This window comes from Rhodothermales bacterium (assembly GCA_017643395.1).
In the GTDB taxonomy this organism is placed as follows: domain Bacteria; phylum Bacteroidota; class Rhodothermia; order Rhodothermales; family UBA10348; genus JABDJZ01.
Genome location: JAEPNP010000002.1, coordinates 285,191 through 303,645 on the forward strand (window position 1 = coordinate 285,191; position 18,455 = coordinate 303,645).

16 protein-coding genes are annotated in these 18,455 nt (G+C 62.3%); 7 read left to right on the forward strand and 9 right to left on the reverse strand.

Features of this window, described 5'->3' with window-relative positions; genetic code table 11:
* Nucleotides 1-173 precede the first annotated feature (173 nt).
* Nucleotides 174-4,085, forward strand: coding sequence for a response regulator (locus JJ896_09595; GenBank protein ID MBO6779892.1), 3,912 nt, complete (start codon nucleotides 174-176; stop codon nucleotides 4,083-4,085).
* Between the two features lie 13 nt (nucleotides 4,086-4,098).
* Here JJ896_09595 and JJ896_09600 read toward each other — a convergent pair whose 3' ends face one another.
* Nucleotides 4,099-4,422, reverse strand: a complete 324-nt coding sequence (locus tag JJ896_09600; protein MBO6779893.1) for a hypothetical protein — start codon at nucleotides 4,420-4,422, stop codon at nucleotides 4,099-4,101.
* Nucleotides 4,423-4,537: 115 nt separating this feature from the next.
* A complete protein-coding gene (locus tag JJ896_09605; GenBank protein MBO6779894.1) occupies nucleotides 4,538-8,512 on the reverse strand; it encodes a response regulator in 3,975 nt (1,324 codons plus the stop codon).
* Nucleotides 8,513-8,570: 58 nt separating this feature from the next.
* Between JJ896_09605 and JJ896_09610 the strand changes: the two genes are divergently transcribed.
* Nucleotides 8,571-9,011: a GNAT family N-acetyltransferase gene (locus JJ896_09610; GenBank protein ID MBO6779895.1), complete on the forward strand. Its 441-nt coding sequence runs from the start codon at nucleotides 8,571-8,573 to the stop codon at nucleotides 9,009-9,011.
* On the opposite strand, the gene JJ896_09615 is transcribed toward JJ896_09610, so the two are convergent.
* From JJ896_09615 to JJ896_09640, 6 genes are all read right to left on the reverse strand, one after another.
* Nucleotides 9,006-9,626: a hypothetical protein gene (locus JJ896_09615; protein ID MBO6779896.1), complete on the reverse strand. Its 621-nt coding sequence runs from the start codon at nucleotides 9,624-9,626 to the stop codon at nucleotides 9,006-9,008. The two genes, JJ896_09610 and JJ896_09615, sit on opposite strands and share 6 nt — an antisense overlap.
* 593 nt (nucleotides 9,627-10,219) lie before the next feature.
* The gene (locus JJ896_09620) at nucleotides 10,220-10,426 is read right to left on the reverse strand and encodes a hypothetical protein (protein ID MBO6779897.1); all 207 of its coding nucleotides are present in this window, start codon (nucleotides 10,424-10,426) and stop codon (nucleotides 10,220-10,222) included.
* A 69-nt stretch (nucleotides 10,427-10,495) separates the two neighbouring features.
* Nucleotides 10,496-11,326, reverse strand: coding sequence for a hypothetical protein (locus tag JJ896_09625; protein ID MBO6779898.1), 831 nt, complete (start codon nucleotides 11,324-11,326; stop codon nucleotides 10,496-10,498).
* 344 nt (nucleotides 11,327-11,670) lie between these two features.
* On the reverse strand, nucleotides 11,671-12,027 hold the full coding sequence (locus JJ896_09630) for a hypothetical protein (protein MBO6779899.1): 357 nt from the start codon (nucleotides 12,025-12,027) through the stop codon (nucleotides 11,671-11,673).
* A 156-nt stretch (nucleotides 12,028-12,183) separates the two neighbouring features.
* Nucleotides 12,184-12,372 carry a hypothetical protein gene (locus JJ896_09635; protein ID MBO6779900.1) on the reverse strand — a complete coding sequence of 63 codons (189 nt, stop codon included), beginning with the start codon at nucleotides 12,370-12,372 and terminating at the stop codon, nucleotides 12,184-12,186.
* Between the two features lie 346 nt (nucleotides 12,373-12,718).
* The gene (locus JJ896_09640; protein MBO6779901.1) at nucleotides 12,719-13,072 is read right to left on the reverse strand and encodes a hypothetical protein; all 354 of its coding nucleotides are present in this window, start codon (nucleotides 13,070-13,072) and stop codon (nucleotides 12,719-12,721) included.
* Between the two features lie 179 nt (nucleotides 13,073-13,251).
* Here JJ896_09640 and JJ896_09645 point away from each other — a divergent pair, with 179 nt between their 5' ends.
* Genes JJ896_09645 through JJ896_09655 form a run of 3 tightly spaced genes read left to right on the forward strand, consistent with a single transcriptional unit; the run spans nucleotide 13,252 to nucleotide 15,479 of the window.
* On the forward strand, nucleotides 13,252-13,686 hold the full coding sequence (locus tag JJ896_09645) for a DUF3667 domain-containing protein (GenBank protein ID MBO6779902.1): 435 nt from the start codon (nucleotides 13,252-13,254) through the stop codon (nucleotides 13,684-13,686).
* The gene (locus tag JJ896_09650; protein MBO6779903.1) at nucleotides 13,671-14,072 is read left to right on the forward strand and encodes a hypothetical protein; all 402 of its coding nucleotides are present in this window, start codon (nucleotides 13,671-13,673) and stop codon (nucleotides 14,070-14,072) included. The genes JJ896_09645 and JJ896_09650 overlap by 16 nt, the downstream gene beginning before the upstream one ends.
* Before the next feature lie 3 nt (nucleotides 14,073-14,075).
* Entirely contained in the window at nucleotides 14,076-15,479 is a 1,404-nt protein-coding gene (locus JJ896_09655; GenBank protein MBO6779904.1) for a beta-lactamase family protein, read from the forward strand.
* Nucleotides 15,480-15,482: 3 nt separating this feature from the next.
* Here the strand turns inward: JJ896_09655 and JJ896_09660 are convergent, their stop codons facing one another.
* Nucleotides 15,483-16,049 carry a YceI family protein gene (locus tag JJ896_09660; protein MBO6779905.1) on the reverse strand — a complete coding sequence of 189 codons (567 nt, stop codon included), beginning with the start codon at nucleotides 16,047-16,049 and terminating at the stop codon, nucleotides 15,483-15,485.
* Between the two features lie 88 nt (nucleotides 16,050-16,137).
* On the opposite strand from JJ896_09660, the gene JJ896_09665 reads away from it, so the two are divergent.
* Nucleotides 16,138-17,565 (forward strand): Gfo/Idh/MocA family oxidoreductase, encoded by a 1,428-nt coding sequence (locus JJ896_09665; GenBank protein MBO6779906.1) that lies wholly within the window; start codon nucleotides 16,138-16,140, stop codon nucleotides 17,563-17,565.
* Nucleotides 17,565-18,431, forward strand: a complete 867-nt coding sequence (locus JJ896_09670; GenBank protein ID MBO6779907.1) for an FAD:protein FMN transferase — start codon at nucleotides 17,565-17,567, stop codon at nucleotides 18,429-18,431. Before JJ896_09665 ends, JJ896_09670 begins: the two co-directional genes overlap by 1 nt.
* Nucleotides 18,432-18,455 lie beyond the last annotated feature (24 nt).

The window sequence follows — 18,455 nt, forward strand, 5'->3', positions numbered from 1 at the left end:
GATGGTCGGGCCTTGGGCCCGGCCGCGACCTTGCCGGTCCTGTAACGCCGGTAGTGAACCCCCGATCGGTTGAGGCCGGTCGGGGGTTCTTTTTCCGGCCCTGGCGGAAACCATCCCCACATCTGACCAATGTGGCCCTTGTCCTCCTCCGGACATTCCCTCGATTTTAGGGAATGCGCGTCGTATGCCTGGTTCTACTTGCGATGGTGACCCCATGGGGCACGCTCGCCCAACCTTTGACCGTTTCGCTCCGTCCGCTGGAATCGCCCTTGCCTCGGGTGTCTTCCGCTGTGGAGGATTCGTGGGGCGACGTGTGGATTGGCTCTGCACAAGGGTTGCACCGATGGGATTACAGACGACTTCAAGCGGTGGAGATCCCGCCCGGATTGCTACCAGCACAGGACCCGTCCCTTTCAGACTGGGGAGTCGAGGAAGATGCCGTGTCGAGCCTGCTCGTGCTTGAAGACGATCTGTTGGTGGGGACCCCGCACGGACTGCTGGCGATGGACTGGGGGACCCGGACGTGGCGCAGGATTGACGTTTTGGGAGCGTGCTCAGGAGCCCCGGCCGGCGATCCGGTGCGGATTGGTGCCGTTCGCGATATGGCCAGCAGCACGGTCGGCACCCTTGTCACGAGCGGTGAAGGCCTGTTTCAGCTCACGGACGGAGCTCTGTGCCGTCTAGACGCAGGCTCCTATTTCGGACTCACCGCAACCCCGAATCTGACCTTCGCAATCAAGTCCGGCGACCAGGAATCCACGGTGATGGGTCTGGACCAGGACCGTGTATACCCCCGAAAGAAGGTGGCGGGGAGAATCGCCGGACTCGCGGCCTTCGGTGACACCCTGGTCGTGGCCACGTTTGAGCAAGCGACGGTGCTGCGGCCTGATGGGTCGTCGCCGGAACAGCTCCAACTTTCCATGCCGCCCCTCGGTTATTACGCGCTTGGGCCAGACCTCCGTCTAAAGTCGGACAATCCGCGTGAGGTATCCGGCATCCGGGACGTTTTCATCGCCAGCAACGGTTCTCTGTGGGTGACACATCGACTGGGAGTGTCTGTTTTTGCCCGCCTGCCGGGTAGATGGCGACGCAACGCGAGCGCGCTTCTGGAGAACGCCTCGTTCGCATCGGCTCTCCACGAGACCTCCGGAGAGCTGTGGTTTGCAACTACGGAGGCGCTGCATGCAGTGAGCGTGGACTGGTCCGATGTCTCCGTTGCCTCCCCGTCTCCCCTAACGGCCACGGGCCAGGGACCGGCCGGAACCATGGCATGGGCCGCAGATGGGGCGATCCTCTTGCGGGACACCGGAGGGCGCCGTGTGGTTTCCGTGCCGAAATCGGTAGGGTCACGTGTGAACGATCTCCTCGTGACCAGCGATCAGCTGTTTGCGGCCACCGACCTGGGTACCTGGGAGCTCAGGGGTCAGACATGGAGTCGGATCGGTCCTGCCGCCTATTCACTGTCGGGGCACGCTGACTGCCTGCTCTACGTTTCCGTACCCCGGGAGGAAGGCTGGCGAGAGGTAGGGCGCCTGTATCGCGGTTCCGGTGGCTGGGAGGACCAGATGCTGGTGCCGACTCAGTCGCAGCTCCGGCTGTCCGGTCCCGTCGACGGACCCGGCCGCTGTGCCGCATTCGCCATGGGGGAGAACGAATTTCGAAGAGTCGGCGCCGGTGACAACGTCTTCGACACCCGGCTCTACGCGGGCCTGCAGGACGTGGCCGTTCGCCAGGGCCTGGCCGCGTATATAGCAACAACGGATTTCCTGATGCGCGGCAACGGTCAGCGCATTCTGGGGCCAGGGCATCTCGATGGCGGAGAGGTCATCGGGGTGGCCCTGGGCGACAGTGGCCACGTCTGGTTGGCGTTATCCAACGGCTTGGCATTGGCGAACCCGGTTGAGCGCAGCGTCAGGCGCCCCAAGGGGCCGTTCCTGGAGGAGATCGCGCCGACAGGAGCCCCACTGATTGGCACTGACAGCATCTTTGTGCCGACAGGCGCTGGACTAGTCGCGGTAGCCCGCTCCCTCTTTGCCGAGAGAGCGCAGCCGGGCCCCGATCTCGTCGGGCTGCGAGCCGACGAAGAGTCTATCGACCTCAGGTCGCAGGGTGAGCTACCCTCTTTGGGTGGCGGCTGGAACAACCTCACCCTGGCATTTCGCGTTCGCGATTCCATCCAGCCCCACCGGTACCAGATGTCCGTCGCCATACCCGAGTGGGGAGTTCAGGCCTACGCCTCACCCTGGCCGGACTTCGAAGCTACTTTTGCCATTCCGGAAGGGTGGAGCGGCCGATTTACGGTGCTGGTGCAGGCTATCACGCCAGGGCGGCAGGTATCAGCAAGTTCTTTTTTACTGGATGCGAGAGCGCCGTTGCTGAGACGCCCCTGGATGCAGCTCTCCCTGGTTCTCGGGCTCTTCGGTTCTACGGGAGCATACGCGCTTGTGCAATCGCGCCGCCGCCGGCGCGAACGCGAACGTCTCTCAAATCACAATCGCCAACTTGAGGCGATCCAGCGTGCGAAGAACCGTTTTTTTGCCAACATCTCCCACGAATTCCGTACTCCGCTCACGCTGATTGAGGGTCCATTGATCGACGCAATCCCCGACTCTCCGTCCAGCACCGTCATCCTGGGCCGACACGTCGCAGATCGTATGGTACGCCACCTTCGAAGTCTGCTCGGGATGGTCGATGACCTGCTTACCTTCGCGAAAATTGAAGGCCAGGCGCTAGCCATTTCTGTCACCCGGACCACCTGGCCGGATTCCATCTCGGGCGTCGTGAGATCCTTTCAGCCGGCGGCCGAGCGCAAAGGCATCTCCCTGAATTTCCGGCCGTACCCGCTGGAATCCTCACTCGTCTTTGTGGACCATCGGGTGGTGGAGCAGGTGATCGGCAACCTCATCTCCAACGCAATCAAATTCACGCCCTCAGGCGGCCGTGTGACGGTGACGCTTGAGCGAGGCCAACAGGGCTTTGTTCGCGTGACTGTTCGTGATACCGGAGTTGGCATTCCGCCCGCGCAGGTGCAAAGCGTGTTCGAGAGGTTCCACCGAGTTGACCGGGGAGCCCGAACGCCCGCCGGCTCGGGCATTGGTCTCGCGCTCGTAAAAGAGGTAACGGAAGCAGTGGGCGGACAGGTCTCCGTGGTCAGTGAACCCGGGAGGGGATCCTCCTTTGAGGTGACGCTCCCGGTTTGGCAACAGCCTCCGGCAAACGCCACAGTCGCGTCAAACGGTAGTGTTCTGGATCAACGCCGGTCGAAATCTGGCTACCAGAAAGGTTTGGCCGCCCCGGGCACTGCGAGCCGCAGCGTAGTGCTTGTCGTAGACGACAATCCGGACGTAAGGGACTACGTCGCGGAAGTCCTGGCACCTGAATGTCGCGTCTTCAAGGCTCGCGAGGGTCGCGAGGCCCTGTCCCTAGCGCTCAAGGAGGCGCCAGACGTCATCGTATCCGACGTTGTCATGCCGGGCATGGACGGCCACGAATTGGTCAAGTCCGTACGGGACAGTCCTGAGCTTCAACTAACCCCCGTCTTGCTTCTGACCGCTCGCGCAGACGAGGAGGACCTGCTCGAAGGGATCGGAGTCGGTGCTGACGTTTACCTGCGTAAGCCGTTCTCTGCGCGCGTTTTGCGCGGCCACGTCCGACAGATGACTACGCGCCACCGTGAAGTCAGGGCACGATTATCTGCCGACCGGGAAGCAGTGACCTCCTCGACAGAATCGGAGTTCGTATCACGAGCCCGCGCACTTATCGCCGAACATGTCTCCGACCCCAAATTCAATGTGGCAAGGCTGGCCTCCGAGCTGGCGATGTCGGACCGAACCCTGCACAGGCGCCTTACATCGGAGGTCGGCTGCGGACCACTGGAGTTCATGCGGGGCATGCGAATGCAGGCCGCCTGGACACAACTGGTCGTCAACAGGGTGACTGTCGCAGAAGCGGCTGAACGGGTCGGCTACAACGGCACCAAGGCGTTCCGTGCTCACTTCAGGCGCCAGTTCGGAATGTCACCCTCCGAGGCCAGGCACGGGGCTCCCCCAGGCTCCGACCACGCAGAAGTCCGGCCTCCCGGCTAGACGCTGGCCGCGTCTAGCTGTTGTCGATCTCGCTCAAAAACTCCCTGAGGTTGTCGCCCCACCCGTTCGAGCACGTGACGAAATCCACATAGTCGTCCGTGTCGGTCAGCCTCAGCAAGGACTGTTTTTGCTGCCAGTCCTTCAGCCTGCGCGTAAGGGTAGTCCGAGAGAACGGCGTGTGACGGGCCACCACTAGGAGAGAATCTTCGAAGCTCAGTCCGCGCCGTCGCGCCAGCTCGAAATAGACGGCCACGGTATGCGAAATCAACACTCCCTCCAGGTAGCCTGCAAAACGTCCCATGAGGGGATTCTCATAATCGATCGACGACGATTTCATGCTACCGAGGTGTAGTATGGAATAACCGTGCCTAGCATAATTGAAGAGCAAGCCGAAGACATCGCGCGATTACGCCATTCGCCTCGGGGCCGCGCCTGGGGGTACGCCCTTGCGGTTAGCGCGTGGCAGTCCACATGCGTGCCTCACCAGGCAGGTATCCGAACTGCCGTCGAAAGTGTGCACGAAAGTTCTTTGTAGAGCCGTAGCCCACCATCAGGGCCACTTCTTCGACCCCAAGCCGCTCCTCTCGCAGGAGCTCTTCTGCCCGGGATAGCCTCACGGTGCGAATAAACACCTGCGGACCCACGCCGGCCTCGTCGCGGAGACGTCTGTGCAACGTGCGAGAGCTCATGGCCATCTCCGAAGCCAACGCCTCTACGCTGGTCCTGTCGATGGATTGCAGCACGAGCCGCCGCGCCTCCCGAACGGTGGCTCCCGTTCCGAGACCATCAGCAGGCAGGGGCGTCGGCCTCGCCAGTCGCTCCCGCTGTGCCCGATGCCGCTCAATCAGCCGCCTTACCTGAGCACGCAGCACCTGGGCTGAGAACGGCTTCCTGAGATAAACGTCTGCGCCGCCCTGCAGCCCCCGCGCGACATCCGAATCTTCCACCTTCGCCGTAAGGAGGATCACCGGTGTCAATTCCAGATCCTCAGATGCCCGGACAGCACTCACTAGGGCGTACCCGTCCATGCCCGGCATCATCACATCGCTCACGATAGCATCCGGAGCCAGCTGCTCCGCCAGCTCAAGCCCAAGGCTTCCTTCCGATGCCTCGGCCACCGCTGCGACCGGCTCGAGGACCTCCCTCAGGTACGAACGCACATCCGGATTGTCCTCGACTACAAGCACCAGGTTGCCGCCCTTCGTGGAGGCCCCGTCCGAGGACGGGATAGAAATCAACTCCCGAGGCACGACGCTATGCGGCGTCTCCGGCTCGGCAATGACGAGGTTGTCCAGATCGGGTGGCCTCTCCCACGCGGGCAATGAGACAGTGAATGTGCTGCCTTTTCCGGGCTCGCTTGCCACTGAAATCTCCCCGCCCAGTGCCGAAACCAGATCATGGACAAGCGCAAGCCCGATGCCCGTGCCATCCACCGTGCCGGAATTGAACCGCTCGAAGATGCTGGCCAGACGGTCCGGGCCGATGCCAACCCCGGTGTCTATCACCCGAATTCGCAAGCGTGCTCCCGCAACCGTGGTCTCCACCTCAACGCGCCCGCCCCGAGGTGTATGGGTGATGGCGTTCGCCACGAGATTGCCTACGATGTGATGCAGCTTGTCCGCATCGACCCACAACAAGGCGTCCACGGCACCGGAGCAGGACAGCGTGATGCCTCGCCGATCCGCTTCGTCGGCGAAACCGTCGACAATCGCGAAAACCACATCGCCCGGATCCGACCTGGACAGGCCAAACTCAAGCTGTGCTGACTCGATGCGAGCCACCTCCAGCAGACGATCCACGAGCCCCTTCAGGTGACGCGATTGGCGCAGCATGCGCTCCGCTGAGCGACCGGGAAGGAATACGCCGCTACCGTTTGAACTCGCTAGCGCATCGGCCAGAGGCCCCTCTATGAGTGTCAGCGGGGTGCGGAATTCGTGGGACACATTCGCAAACAGCCGCGACTTGGTCTGCTCGAGCTTCCTGAGTTCGCTGGCCTGTCGGGCGACGAGACCTGCGTTCTCCTCAGCCTCCTTCCGCTTTTGATCCAGCTCTTTTGTGCGGGCAAACACATCCCGTTCCAGCTCCTGGGTGCGTCGTCGCAGGCGTCGGGTGCGGCCGGTCACAAATCCAATGAGGCCCAGCACGGCGAACACTCCATACCCGGTTCGAGACACCGGCGAATTCCACCACGGATGACGAACCTTGACTGCGAGGGTCGCAGCCATTCCGTTGGGTGCTTCCACTTCGAACCAGTACGTGCCGGGATCCAGGTTGGGGTAGGACGCCCTGGTGCGTTCATCGTATGCCCGCCATCCTGGATCCAGCCCGCGGAGCCGATATCGCAACGAGCCGGAACTGGTCAGCGCCATCGCGGAGAAGTCGAACTCCAGGAAGTTCTCGTCGTGAGCAAGCGTGACAGACTCGGCCAATTCGATCGAGGGCGCGAAATCCCGCGGTACGCCTCCAACCCAGAGACGTGTTATGCGGGGGCTGCGCACCGGCTCGGGGCCGGGTGCTCCGTCCAGAATCACGCTGATGCCCTCGTTGCCACCCATCACGACCCGCCCGCTCGGCGTCACCAGTGCAGCATGGTGTTCGATGATGCCCTCAGTTGCCCCATGTTCAGCACCAAGCACGGTGATCTCCCCGGTTTGGAGATCAAGGCGTGCTATTCCGACCTCAGTCCCAATCCAAAGCACACCGTCCGGCGAGGGCACCAGGGCGCGAACGATGTCGGACGGAAGTCCGTCGCGGGTCGTAAACCGACGAACCTGGACCGGCTCCCTGTTCGCATCCAGCGTGAAGCGGTACAGGCCCGTGCCGGCTGCAACCCAAAGGAATTCGGGGGTAGGCAGCCATGAACTGAAGACGGCATTGCCGGCCAAGCCTGGTCTGTCGGGAGCTTCCCGCCCGTAACGCGTTGTCCGGCCCGATCCCGGCTCGAATCGCACCAGGCCCTCATGGAATGTGCTGATGTACACGGCCGCAGGGTCCAGTGGATGGACCTGCAGATGCAGGGCATAGCTGGTTGCGTGAGGGCTGTCTGCGAGATACGCCTCGCGAGGCCAGGTCCTGACATCGTCCTGTGGCCCCACCCGATGTAACCGCTCATCCTGAGTGAGCACCCAGGCGTTCCCGGACCGGTCGTGTGCGATCGACTGCACGTAGGCCGATTCCAGAGCCCCGCCCGGGTCCACGGATTGCACAGTCAGGTCCATCCCCATGCGCACCAATCCCTGGTCTGTGCCGATCCAGAGCCGGCGCATGGCGTCCACAGAAAGAGCGCGCACGTTGAGCGAGGGCAGTCGCGGCTGGGTGGGGTACGCGCGCACCGTCATTTCGTGCACACTGAGTGCCGCAAGGCCCGCGCTGCGTGTGCCGAGGAGCACCGTCTCCCTTGCATCGAATCCACCTGATTGCTGCCAGTGGAGCGCCGCGGACGCAACGGCCAGATTGCGGCCGTCGGGCGCGAGACGATCAATCGTAACGACACGTCCGGCCCCGGGATCGGCAAAATGGATGCCCCGCTCCGTCGCGACCCAAACGGTCCCGGATGGATCCACGGTCAGACTGAAAATGCGTTCGGTAGCTGGTGGTCCGGTTACGTGCACCACACCCCCCGAGGCATCTCGGATGAATAGCCCACTTTCAGTGCCAATCCAAAGGCGTCCGTCCCCGTCTTCGAGGAGATCAACGACCTCCCGGATGTCGAACACTTTTCCCAGACCCGAGCGGCAGATGCCCTCCGGGCCACCGATCCAGATGCCTCCCGACTCGGAACGGGCCACAGATTGCACACGATCGCCACAGGTCGTGGTCCAGCTCTGAGCCTCCGCCCCTGCAACATCGATGTAGAACACGCCCCCGGTAGGCGAAGCCGCCCAAACACGGCCCTCCGAGTCCACGGTTAGCGATCGCACATCATTGCTCCCCGAAAGGAGCGGGATGTGGCGCACCTGCTCCGTCTCAGGGTCGAGCAAATAGACACCTGAATTCCAGGATCCAAGCACGAGCATGCCTCCTGGTGCCTGAACAATCGGGTCGATCCAAGGCTGGTCCCCGTCCGGAGCGGGCGGCAGCTGCACGTTTCGGAACGTTCCCGTCGCATACTCGAAGACCACCAGGCCGATGTCCGTGCCGATCCAAACCCGGTTCTCGGCATCGGCGAAGAGGCCGTCCCAGGCATGGCCAAGCATAGCCACGGAATCCCCTACAACCGTCGGAAACTCGCGAAACTCGACGCCATCCCAGCGGGTCTTGCCAAACCACAGGAAACCCAGTTCGTCGACGACCATCTGCTCGATGCCGGCGAATGATCGTCCCTGACCTACCCCGAGTTCGCTGAATCGCACCGCCTGGCCAGTGGCCGAACCGACCAACAGAAAGACCGCAATCGCAGTGACTCCGATGTGTCGCACAAGGGACATGCCGCACGCTAGGTGCAGGGTGCCGTCGAATCAAGCCGCAGCACCGTAGCTTGACCGCATGATTCGCCCACTGGACCGTAACAGCGACCGTGAACGCTCCCGTTGGGGCGAGCTGCGAATCGCACTCTTTCCCGATCTGGATCCTGCATTCAACGACGCAGATATGGCGGCGCTGCTTGCCAGGGACGAGCAGGAAGTCCTTCTCGCTTTTTCGGGCGATGAGGTCGTCGGATTCGCGGAAGTCGCGCTTCGAAACCTTGTGGACGGCTGCCTGACCTCACCGGTCGGGTACCTGGAAGGGATCTACCTCGTACCGGGGCACCGAGGAAAAGGGTTGAGCCGGCAGCTGCTGGAGGCGGCCATGGGTTGGGCGCGCGCGCAAGGGTGCTCAGAGTTTGCGTCTGATTCGAGTCTGGATGAGACCGAAGCACAAGCCTGGCACCGACGGGTAGGGTTCGAGGAGACCTACAGGATTGTGCAGTTTCGCAGGGAGCTATAAAGATCCTGGACCAGGATTGTTGGAGACGTCCGGCTCCAGCTCCCAACGCGGTGGATCGGCCTGACGGAGTGCCACGCGCAAGACCAACGTCAGCGCCCATAGCGGTATCTCACGACGGAAGAGCGACTGATTTCGCAAGACCAAGGCCACCTCCTGGATAAGGCTGGCCAACGAGTGCGCGCTGGACTCTCTCAGCCTGCCCTCAAGAAACTCCAGCGGCACAGGTTCAAGACCGGCTCGCGACACCTCCCGATCCTCTACCCAAAACCCGTCCGCTCTCCGACTCAACACCAGCTGGTCATGGACGCTCACGGCATCCTTGACTTTGGCGATGGTTCCCACAAGCTGCGGATCCTGTCCCAGGTGCAGTCTGTGGACCCCGGCGTCGGTCTCGCGGAAGACGAACCTTCGCAAGACCGTTTCAAGCATATCGTCACTCATCGACCGCCAATCCAGCTCTCCCAGGTATGCGTCGAGTCGAATCAGTCGCCCCGCAGCATCACGAACAAATGAGTCGGCCAGACATCGTACCGCGACATCCCGGTCCGACAGCTCCGGGCTTATGAACGCCCACAATCCTCGCATGCGCCTTCCTCGAATGAGTGCTATTGACATGCTGATTGAGACTCGCGCCAGGTACCCGATATGTGAGTCTGGCGGATTGGCACGGATAGCGGAGAACATCGCGGCGCGGATCGGCACCGGGACCGGCCGCGGCGATTGGGATGGCTGAGGACTCACTGGGAGGAACTGAGGGACGAACGTGGTGCAAGGTGGGGCGCGGCGACTGTGGTGGCATCGCGCAATCACGCTGTTCTGCTGAGGAGAGCAAATAGGGCGGGCGCCGCCGGCACCCGCCCCTTGCCGTGCTGCCGCCAAACCATCGACAGGCAAGGCTCCCCGCAGCACGACTTTCGGATGCTTAACGCATCAACACAAACAATCCGGCACCTTCCGACACGCCGCACGTTCGGGGCGGCTCCGATACTTGCTGGCCGAATTCATCGACCGGTTCCGCGATTTCTCGGGACATCGATAGGCACTCCCAATCATCCAGTCATCGTTGCAGATGTTCGTCATGCGAACCTGCATGGCAACGGTCGAGAAGGAGGAATGGTGAATAGGGCCTGCTTTCCGAGTCATGGTCCTGACGGTCTGGTGGCGGGGAGCCTTTCAACGAGGTCCTCGCACCTGCCGAAATGTGCGGACTACTTCAGCAGATCGTCTGCACCGTCGGCCGCTTCCTCGTCATCCACATTGCGGAGCTCCTCGTAGTAGCGACGCCAGAAATCCGCCGCCTCGCGCCACTCGGGGTAGCGAGCAACACGACGCGCTACCTTTGCCCTGACGTCGGCGGGCAGCCTCTCGGGATCTCTGACCCAGAGTTCCAGGATATGCGAATCCGGTTTGGGCATGGGGGAGCCGGCACCTGCACTTCCCCACTACGAAACTGTTTCCGGGCGGGTGCTCACCACCACGTCCTCTCACCCCGCCCGTTCTGCGGAGAGGTCTGCAAGGTACTCGGCTCGAAGCCGCCGCCGAAACTGACGGAGGACGTATTCAAACGTGTTGCGGTGCCGCTCGCGATACTCCTTCGCAGTCAAATGCAACGTGCTTGCCACTGCGGCCGAGTGACAGTAACCCCTGACAACAACGAGAAACGCCGCCTCCTGGTAGGCCTCGTACACAGGGCGCGAGACCTTGCCTTGATACGACGGCCACATCCGGGACGAGACTGCGCGGATCACGTCGCGCACCCAGTCGGCGCTGAGGTTGCTATACGCAGTGGGCTCCTGAGCTTCCCCGGATACCGGTCGGGTCCGAGCCAGCGCATTCCGGAGCGCGATTGCCAGGCCGGTGAGGGGAACCGATGGCGCAAACAACGTCTGGTGACGCAGAACGCGCACCGTGCAGGCCAAAAGGTCAGGAGCCGTGTCTCCTTCACAGACGCACACCCGGCGCTCAAACAACTCCAGCGGGATCGGTTCAAGAGCGTTCTCAACCGGCGCCTCCGACGTCCGAATCCAGGCTACCTGGCCTTTCTTGTAAAGGACCACCTCTGCAGACTCGGCAATGGTCAGCTTCAGATTTCGGATGAGTCGAGCCAATTGCGGGTCTCGTTCGCCGTGCATGCGATAGACGCCGTCCAGGGTCTTTCTGAACACGAACTGCCGGAAGGCTGTGAAGACCTGCTCTTCCTCCCAGGAGCGCCAATCATGCTGGTCGAAGTAGGCAATGAACTCGGGCAAAGCCCCCGAAGCATCCCGGCGAAAAGCGTCGGCGAGACAATCGACCGCGACATCGCGATCGCTCAATAGTGGATCTACAAAAGCCCAGGCGGCCGGGCGTCGCGACCTCACAAGCGCGAGCGACATCCTGATTGCTGTCTCCGCCACCAGCCTGACCGACCGTTGGGTCGGATCCGGCGCCATCACCGCAGCCAAATGCGGCTTCAGGTTGGACCTGCAACTCGTGGACACAACATTTCTGGAACTGCGGTCGCCATCCCTGGCGAGGCCCGCGCCATCGCGCGTTGGAGGGCAACCGGTGAGGGGCTCACGCGCTTGAACCACCGGGACCAGTCCAGGCAGATTCACGCGCTGTTCATGAACGCCATTCCCAGGCGGCATTGCACTTCCAGTTTTCTGAGAGTGCGCACTCATATGCCGTCACCACGCGACTGGACGTCCTGGAAGAACGAGCGGAATCGCCCGGCCCACTCCTCATCGAAGCTGATCATCCCTACAAAGTCCCCGGAGGCTGAGAGCTTTAAGAAGGTCTCCAGCTGGGTCCAATCCTTCAGGCGGCGGGTGAGCGTGGTGCGACCGAACGGCAAGTGTGCGCCGACAACTTCCAGCGCGTGCTCGAAAGGGAGCCCAGCTGCTCGGGCCAAACTGAAATAGGCGACCACCGTGTGAGCCAGTAGGACCCCCTCGAGATAGGCCCCGAAGCGGGACACCAACGGAGTGTCGTAGTCGATCTTCGGTGGGGACAGGTCTTGGGAATTTGAGGACACGGCGGCTGAGGTCGATGGCTGTGGTAAGAGCCTAACCCTTGCGCGACAGCCTGACGGACTCCCGCGAACCGATTGTCCGATTTCGTCCGGATTTTTGTCAGTTTTTGTCCACGACCTGCCGGCCGACCGGGCAGGCTTCGCGACTTTCCGCGAGTACTATCTGCTTGGGGCACCGGGCAAGCCTGGCGACGCAATCGCGAACAGCGTGCCGAAGACGGCCCTGTCGAGTCCACCATATTCGGCCTGGGTCAGCTCTTCGAGGGTGCCCTCGCACTTCAGCTCGGGGCGGCTGTATGGCTGTCTGCCGGCTTTCGTCTTCTTGTCTGAAGGTGCTGGTGGCTTCACGGAGTCAGTGGTGGTCGCACCACGTGGGTGGCGCCAATCGCTTCAGTGGACGACTCTCGGAACTGCCTAAGGTAGGGACACGGTCGGCTTCCTGCGTCTTCGTTTGTTCACCCACTGTACAACATCGCCCAAAAAAGAAGCGGAGCGCCCCCCGATGGAGCGCCCCGCCTCAGCCATGCTGTCAGCCACCTCCCCGATGGCTCCCCCCAGCATGACGTAAAGCCTGGGGCCCGACTACTAACTCTGATGGCCCCGGCGAACAAAATGTGCGGCAACCCGCGTAGTGGGAATTACGAACTCCGGGCAACTCCGCCAACCCCTGCCAAACCTTTGGAAGTGGCCTTTCTCATTTCTCCGGTTCGGCCTGTAATTCCTGCAATTCAGCCATGAAACGGCGGATTTCGTTCGGCCATCCCTCTGTGTTTGTGACAAACGGCAAGTACTGGTCCGACTCAGAAAGCTTCAGGAAAGAGTCCTGCTGGGCCCAGTCCTTCAATCTCCGATTTATCGTGGTTCGCGAGAACGGCAGATAGCGCGCCAATAGATCCAGCGAATCGTCGTACGACAACCCGGCGTTCCGCGCCAGATTGAACCACATCACCACCGTGTGCGAGATCAGGACGCCTTCGAGATAGCTCGCAAAGCGAGCCACTACCGGAGTGTCGTAGTCGATCGAGAGATCCTGCGACTTCTCTTCCATGTTGTGCCAGTCGATTGAGAAAAAACTATCCGCTTCAACGCGCGGGCACCATAGTCAAAATTGACCTTTTTTCGGGCGATGGGCTCCGCACCCCCGCCCCACGATCTGCCGAGAATCATTGGAACCGGTGACTTGGCACATTGCGTTCAGGCACCGCACCTGGCCCCACCCCTCCCTGCATGCGTCACTGCCCCAACTGCGACACCCGCCTTGAAGGCGCATTCTGCCACACGTGCGGCCAACCGGACACCGGTCGCCTCACCATGCGCGGATTCTTTCAGTATGCGGCCAGCCGCATGTTCAGTATGGACCGAGGCTTCCTGCTCACGCTGGTCGGCATGTTCCGGGAGCCAGGAGACGTCCCGAGGCGGTTCGTCGAGGGCAAACGAGCCTGGTACACGAATCCACTGTCCTACTGGCTGATCGCGGCAGCCGTGCAGCTCCTGGCGCTGAACCTGATCGAGGACGGCTATCTGGCCTATCTCCAGAACCAGCTTCGCTCTCAGATGGAGACCATGGGAGACATGGGAGCGGAGTCCCTGCGGGTTATGCCGAACTCTGGAACGTCGAGGATCCGGTTCCGCAACTCGCGGCCGTCATGCTGCGCTCGGTGACCGCTGCCTACTCGTACATGGGCCTGTTCTTTGCGTTCGCGATGGCCGGCTTGCTCAGCCTGTTCATGCGCAAGAACAGAGGCGGCTTCAATCTCGCCGAGCAGTTCGTCTTTTCCCTGTTTGTGATTGGCCACTGGACGCTGTTCACAGGGCTGATACTGCCCATCACGTTCCGCATATCCCCGATTCTGCACAGCACCATCGGCATCGGGGGCTATTTCGTACTGTTCGCCGTGGCCTCCCTGGGCTTTCATCAGGAGGGGGCCAAGGGCGTGCTCAAGACCTCCCTCTGCCTGGCGATCGCCTTCCTGGCCTACTTCATCATCCTGGCCATCGTCATGATGATATTCGTGATCCTCGCGACCCTGGACGCTGCCGGAGGCTGACCCATGCGCAATCTGCCCCTTTTCGCTCTCCTCGCTCTAGCCGCATGCGGAACGGATCCGCACGCCGAGAGCATTACCCGCCTCGAGTCTGAGGTCGTCAAGGCACGCATTTTTGACGATGAAGCCGGGCCGACCCTGGAAGAGCGCATGCAGCAACTCGGCGTGCCCGCCCTGAGCGTGGCTGTACTCCTGGACGGCGAGATCGCCTGGGCCCGGGCCTGGGGCATCGCAGACAGCGCCTCCGGCCGCGCGGCCACCACGGAGACCCTGTTCCAGGCCGCTTCAATCTCCAAGCCCGTCGCTGCAACCGCCATGCACGACATGGTCGAAGACGGCCTGCTGACGCTGGACGGTAACATCAATGACCACCTCACATCGTGGTCGCTACCTGACAACGCGTTCACCCGGGACGAAAAGGTGACCCTGCGCCGCATCACCGAGCACTCGGCCGGCCTCACCGTCTGGGGATTTCCGGGCTACAACCGGGACGAGTCCCTGCCAACGACCGCACAGGTGCTGGACGGCGAGGGCAATACGGACTCCGTCCGGGTCTACAAGACCCCCGGCGAAAGCTGGCAATACTCCGGCGGCGGGTACACCATCATGCAGCTGGCGATGGCCGAGGCGGCTAACCAGTCGTTTCCAGACATCCTGCAGGCCCGGGTGCTGGAGCCCGCCGGCATGACGAGCAGCGGCTATTGGCAACCGCTACCTGAGCGTTTGTATGACGCGGCAGCAACCGGCTACCGGTCCAGTGGCGCCGTCGTCGACGGAAACTGGCACGTCTACCCCGAAATGGCCGCGGCCGGCCTCTGGACCACACCCTCAGACCTGCTCCGGTGGTCGATGACCATCATGAATGACAGAGCCGGTGCGGGCACCATTCTGGATTCCGAGACGGTCGAAACCATGCTTACCAAAGGTCCGGGTGGTCATGGTCTGGGCCCGAGCATCTCTGAGGACGGCCTCAAGTTCGGCCATGGTGGTGCCAATGAAGGATTCCGCTGCAACCTGATGACGTTCCAGGATGGTCGCGGCGGCATCGCCATCATGACCAACTCAGACAGTGGCGGAACGATGGCCTACGAGATGTTGCTGACCGCCGCCCGCGAGTACGGTTGGGAGGGCTTCGAGCCCCAGCGCCTGGAAACGACCGCGCTTACGGACGATGAGGTCGCCGCTCTTGTCGGCCAGTACCGTTACGAGCCCGGACTGGTGACCGTCGAACACGAAGACGGCACCTTCCGACTCACCTCCGAGTGGGACGGACAGTATGCCACGATGGTGCCCACGTCAGCAAACGAGCTCCACGCCCGAACCGATCAGGATCGCGTGCGCCTGGAAACGGCCGACGACGGCACCATGACCCTGGTCTGGAATGACCAGTGGCGCGGCATCAAGCAGTAGCCGTCAGTCCCCTGCCGGCACTCCTCCGGCCAGCACGTCAAAGCGAACCGTCACGTCCTTCGAGACCACCAGGGCGCCGAACATGGCCTTTGGCGGCTGGATCCGGTAGTCCGTCATGGACACCTCCTGGGAGCCGGTAAAGCGTACACCGCCGTCGACAGCGGCCATCAGCACATCCATTTCGACTTCCTGCTCGACGCCGGCAATCTCCAGCGTGCCTTTTGTCGCAAGCAGCAAACCGCCATCAACCGCCTGACTGCCGGCCACCTCAGAAAGCACGAAGCGAATCTCCGGGTTTGCAGGCGTCTTCAGCGCGCGCGTGATCAGCCGGTCCTGAATAACCCCGCTCTCGCCCTTGATCGTCGTCGCGTCAACCACGAATTCTGCGGAAACCACGCTGCCTTCGGCCATCTCGAAGGTGCCGGCGAACGACGAAGCCTTGACGGTCCAGTCGCTCTTGTTCGACGATCCGTCAATCTCGAGCGTCGACCCCTCCTGGACGGTGAGCGTTTGTGCGGATGCAGGAAGCGCCATGAGCGCAATAATCAGTAGGGGCAGGAATCGCAGCATAGCCTGTTTCAGGGTTTGACGGTTATCTTGAGGGCTCGCCGCAACTGATCGGCACCCTCAAGCACCTCACCCGATCCAATTCAGCCCCATGGACAACGGTTCCAACGGCGCCAATGAAGGCCGCCGCGACTTCCTGAAAAAGAGCGCTGTCGTCGCCACTGCCGCCATGGCGGGCGTCAAGACCGCAAAAGCCGCAAGCAAGGTTCGCACGAACTGGGTCCCGGCAACCGGCTCCGTGCTGGGTGCGAATGATCGTCTGGTGATCGGACACCTTGGGGTTGGCGGCCAGGGGTTCAACGCCCACATGCGCACCGTCTCCAACGCAGACGGCAACGGCGAGACCTTCCACAATTACGACCTGAACGCGGTCTCTGTGGCTGCCTGTGACCTGTATTCGGGTCGACGGGATCGCGCGAAGGAGCTCATGGAGTACGCCCGCCAGAATCGCGGTGCCGGAGACGTCACGACAGAAGTGTACGAGGACTACCGCGCCATTCTGGACCGCGACGACATCGATGCCGTCATGATCGGCGCCGTAGACCACTGGCATGCCCAGATGGCGATCGATGCCCTGGATGCGGGCAAGCACGTCTACTGCGAAAAGCCGATGACGCGCTACCTGGACGAAGGCTTCGCCGTTTACGACGCGGTGCAACGCACCGGGAAAAAATTCCAGATCGGCTCTCAGTATTGCACTGAGGGCACCTGGCACACGGCCGCCGAGATGATCCGCAACATGATGATCGGGCAGCTGGTGCTGGCCCAGGATTCCTACATGCGGAATACCCCCAATGGAGAGTGGAACTACTACGGCCTGGAAGAGGACGTCACGCCGGAGACACTCGACTGGATGAAATGGCTGGGGCCGGTCAACAACAAGATCGCCTTCAACCGCGAGCACTACCACCGCTGGCGCAAGTACTACCCGTACTGCGCGGGCATCCTGGGTGACCTTCTCGCGCACCGCGTCCACCCCATGCTGATTGCCACCGGCAACCCGGAATTCCCGAGTCGCGTGGTCAGCCTTGGCAACAAGAAGATCACCAATGCGACCGTCGGCCCGGACGACAGGTCGGTTAATGACAACACCCAGCTCATCGCTGAATTCCCCAGCGGGCTGAACATGATCATCGCGGGTGCCACAGTGAATGAGCAGGGCCTCGGCTCCGTGATTCGCGGCAACGAGGGCACGCTGTATTTCGGCAGTGGCGGATCTGTTGAGCTGCGCCCTGAGCGCCCGTTCGCGGACCTGGTGGATCAGGAAACCGTCGAGAACATCACGCCAGGCGTTAGTATCCCGGCCCACGTGTCAGACTGGCTGGAAGCGATCCGGAATGACGGCACTCCGAACGGCAATATCGAGGTGGCTATGCGCGCCCAGACCATCATCTCGTTGGCCGAAATGTCGGACCGCCTCGGTGAAATGATGCACTTCGATGAGGCCACTCGGGAAGTTCGCACCGGATCGGGTCGCGTCATCGAACCCATTACCTACGGTACGCTAGAGGCCTCCTGATGCCCGTTGAACGTGTGCGCCTGGCGGCCCACGCCATGGCCACACGCTTTGAAATCGTGGTGGACGGCGACCCGGTGCGCATGCGCGCAGCGGCGGAGGAAGCCATACGAGAGGTTCATCGGGTAGAACAACAGCTCTCCTGGTTCGTGCCGGAGAGCGTGGTGAGTCGCATCAACCAACGCGCCGCCCAGCAGCCCGTAAAGGTGCCCGCCAGGATCTACGAATTGTTGCAGCTTGCCCAGAGTCTGCATCAGGCGTCGGGTGGTGCCTTCGACCCGACCGTAGCGCCGGATTCGTCGGAGTCCCCGGCCGGCATGGATTCCGTGGTGCTGGAGGACCGCACGGTGCGATTCACGTCGCCGCAAACGCTCCTGAACCTCGGGGCCATAGGCAAGGGCTATGCCCTGGACCTCGCCGCGGAGATCATGCTGGAGGCCGGCGCCCGGAACGCCCTCCTGCACGGCGGCACGAGCACTGCAGTGGCCCTCGGTTCGGATGGCGTGCGCCCCTGGACCATCGGGGTTTCGCACCCCGTGCCTGATCGGGCCGGAGAGCTCATCGCCCGCATGCCCCTGGTCAATGCCTGTCTCAGCGTGTCAGGCATCTACAACCGGGGGCAACAAACCGACGACGGCTGGAAAGGACATATCATGGATCCGCGCAGCGGAAAGGCTGTGTCCCACACGGAACTGGCCGCTGCAGTCACGTACAGGGGCAATCTTGCTGCGGCCCGGGCCGATGCGCTCTCCACCGCTCTCCTCGTGACCGGCACTCGCGGCCCGGCGTTCGAAGACACGCATACGCTCTGCTACTCGCAGAACCGCATCACGGAGCACTCCGGGCCGTGGCAACTTGCCGGGGGATGAGCCCAGCCCGGACGACACCCCCAA

Excerpts from the sequence above, each read along its gene's own strand:
- JJ896_09595 (MBO6779892.1), top strand. The coding sequence starts at position 174 with ATGCGCGTCGTATGCCTGGTTCTACTTGCGATGGTGACCCCATGGGGC.
- JJ896_09600 (MBO6779893.1), bottom strand. The coding sequence starts at position 4,422 with ATGAAATCGTCGTCGATCGATTATGAGAATCCCCTCATGGGACGTTTT.
- JJ896_09605 (MBO6779894.1), bottom strand. The coding sequence starts at position 8,512 with ATGTCCCTTGTGCGACACATCGGAGTCACTGCGATTGCGGTCTTTCTG.
- JJ896_09610 (MBO6779895.1), top strand. The coding sequence starts at position 8,571 with ATGATTCGCCCACTGGACCGTAACAGCGACCGTGAACGCTCCCGTTGG.
- JJ896_09615 (MBO6779896.1), bottom strand. The coding sequence starts at position 9,626 with ATGTCAATAGCACTCATTCGAGGAAGGCGCATGCGAGGATTGTGGGCG.
- JJ896_09620 (MBO6779897.1), bottom strand. The coding sequence starts at position 10,426 with ATGCCCAAACCGGATTCGCATATCCTGGAACTCTGGGTCAGAGATCCC.
- JJ896_09640 (MBO6779901.1), bottom strand. The coding sequence starts at position 13,072 with ATGGAAGAGAAGTCGCAGGATCTCTCGATCGACTACGACACTCCGGTA.
- JJ896_09645 (MBO6779902.1), top strand. The coding sequence starts at position 13,252 with ATGCGTCACTGCCCCAACTGCGACACCCGCCTTGAAGGCGCATTCTGC.
- JJ896_09650 (MBO6779903.1), top strand. The coding sequence starts at position 13,671 with ATGCTGCGCTCGGTGACCGCTGCCTACTCGTACATGGGCCTGTTCTTT.
- JJ896_09655 (MBO6779904.1), top strand. The coding sequence starts at position 14,076 with ATGCGCAATCTGCCCCTTTTCGCTCTCCTCGCTCTAGCCGCATGCGGA.
- JJ896_09660 (MBO6779905.1), bottom strand. The coding sequence starts at position 16,049 with ATGCTGCGATTCCTGCCCCTACTGATTATTGCGCTCATGGCGCTTCCT.
- JJ896_09665 (MBO6779906.1), top strand. The coding sequence starts at position 16,138 with ATGGACAACGGTTCCAACGGCGCCAATGAAGGCCGCCGCGACTTCCTG.
- JJ896_09670 (MBO6779907.1), top strand. The coding sequence starts at position 17,565 with ATGCCCGTTGAACGTGTGCGCCTGGCGGCCCACGCCATGGCCACACGC.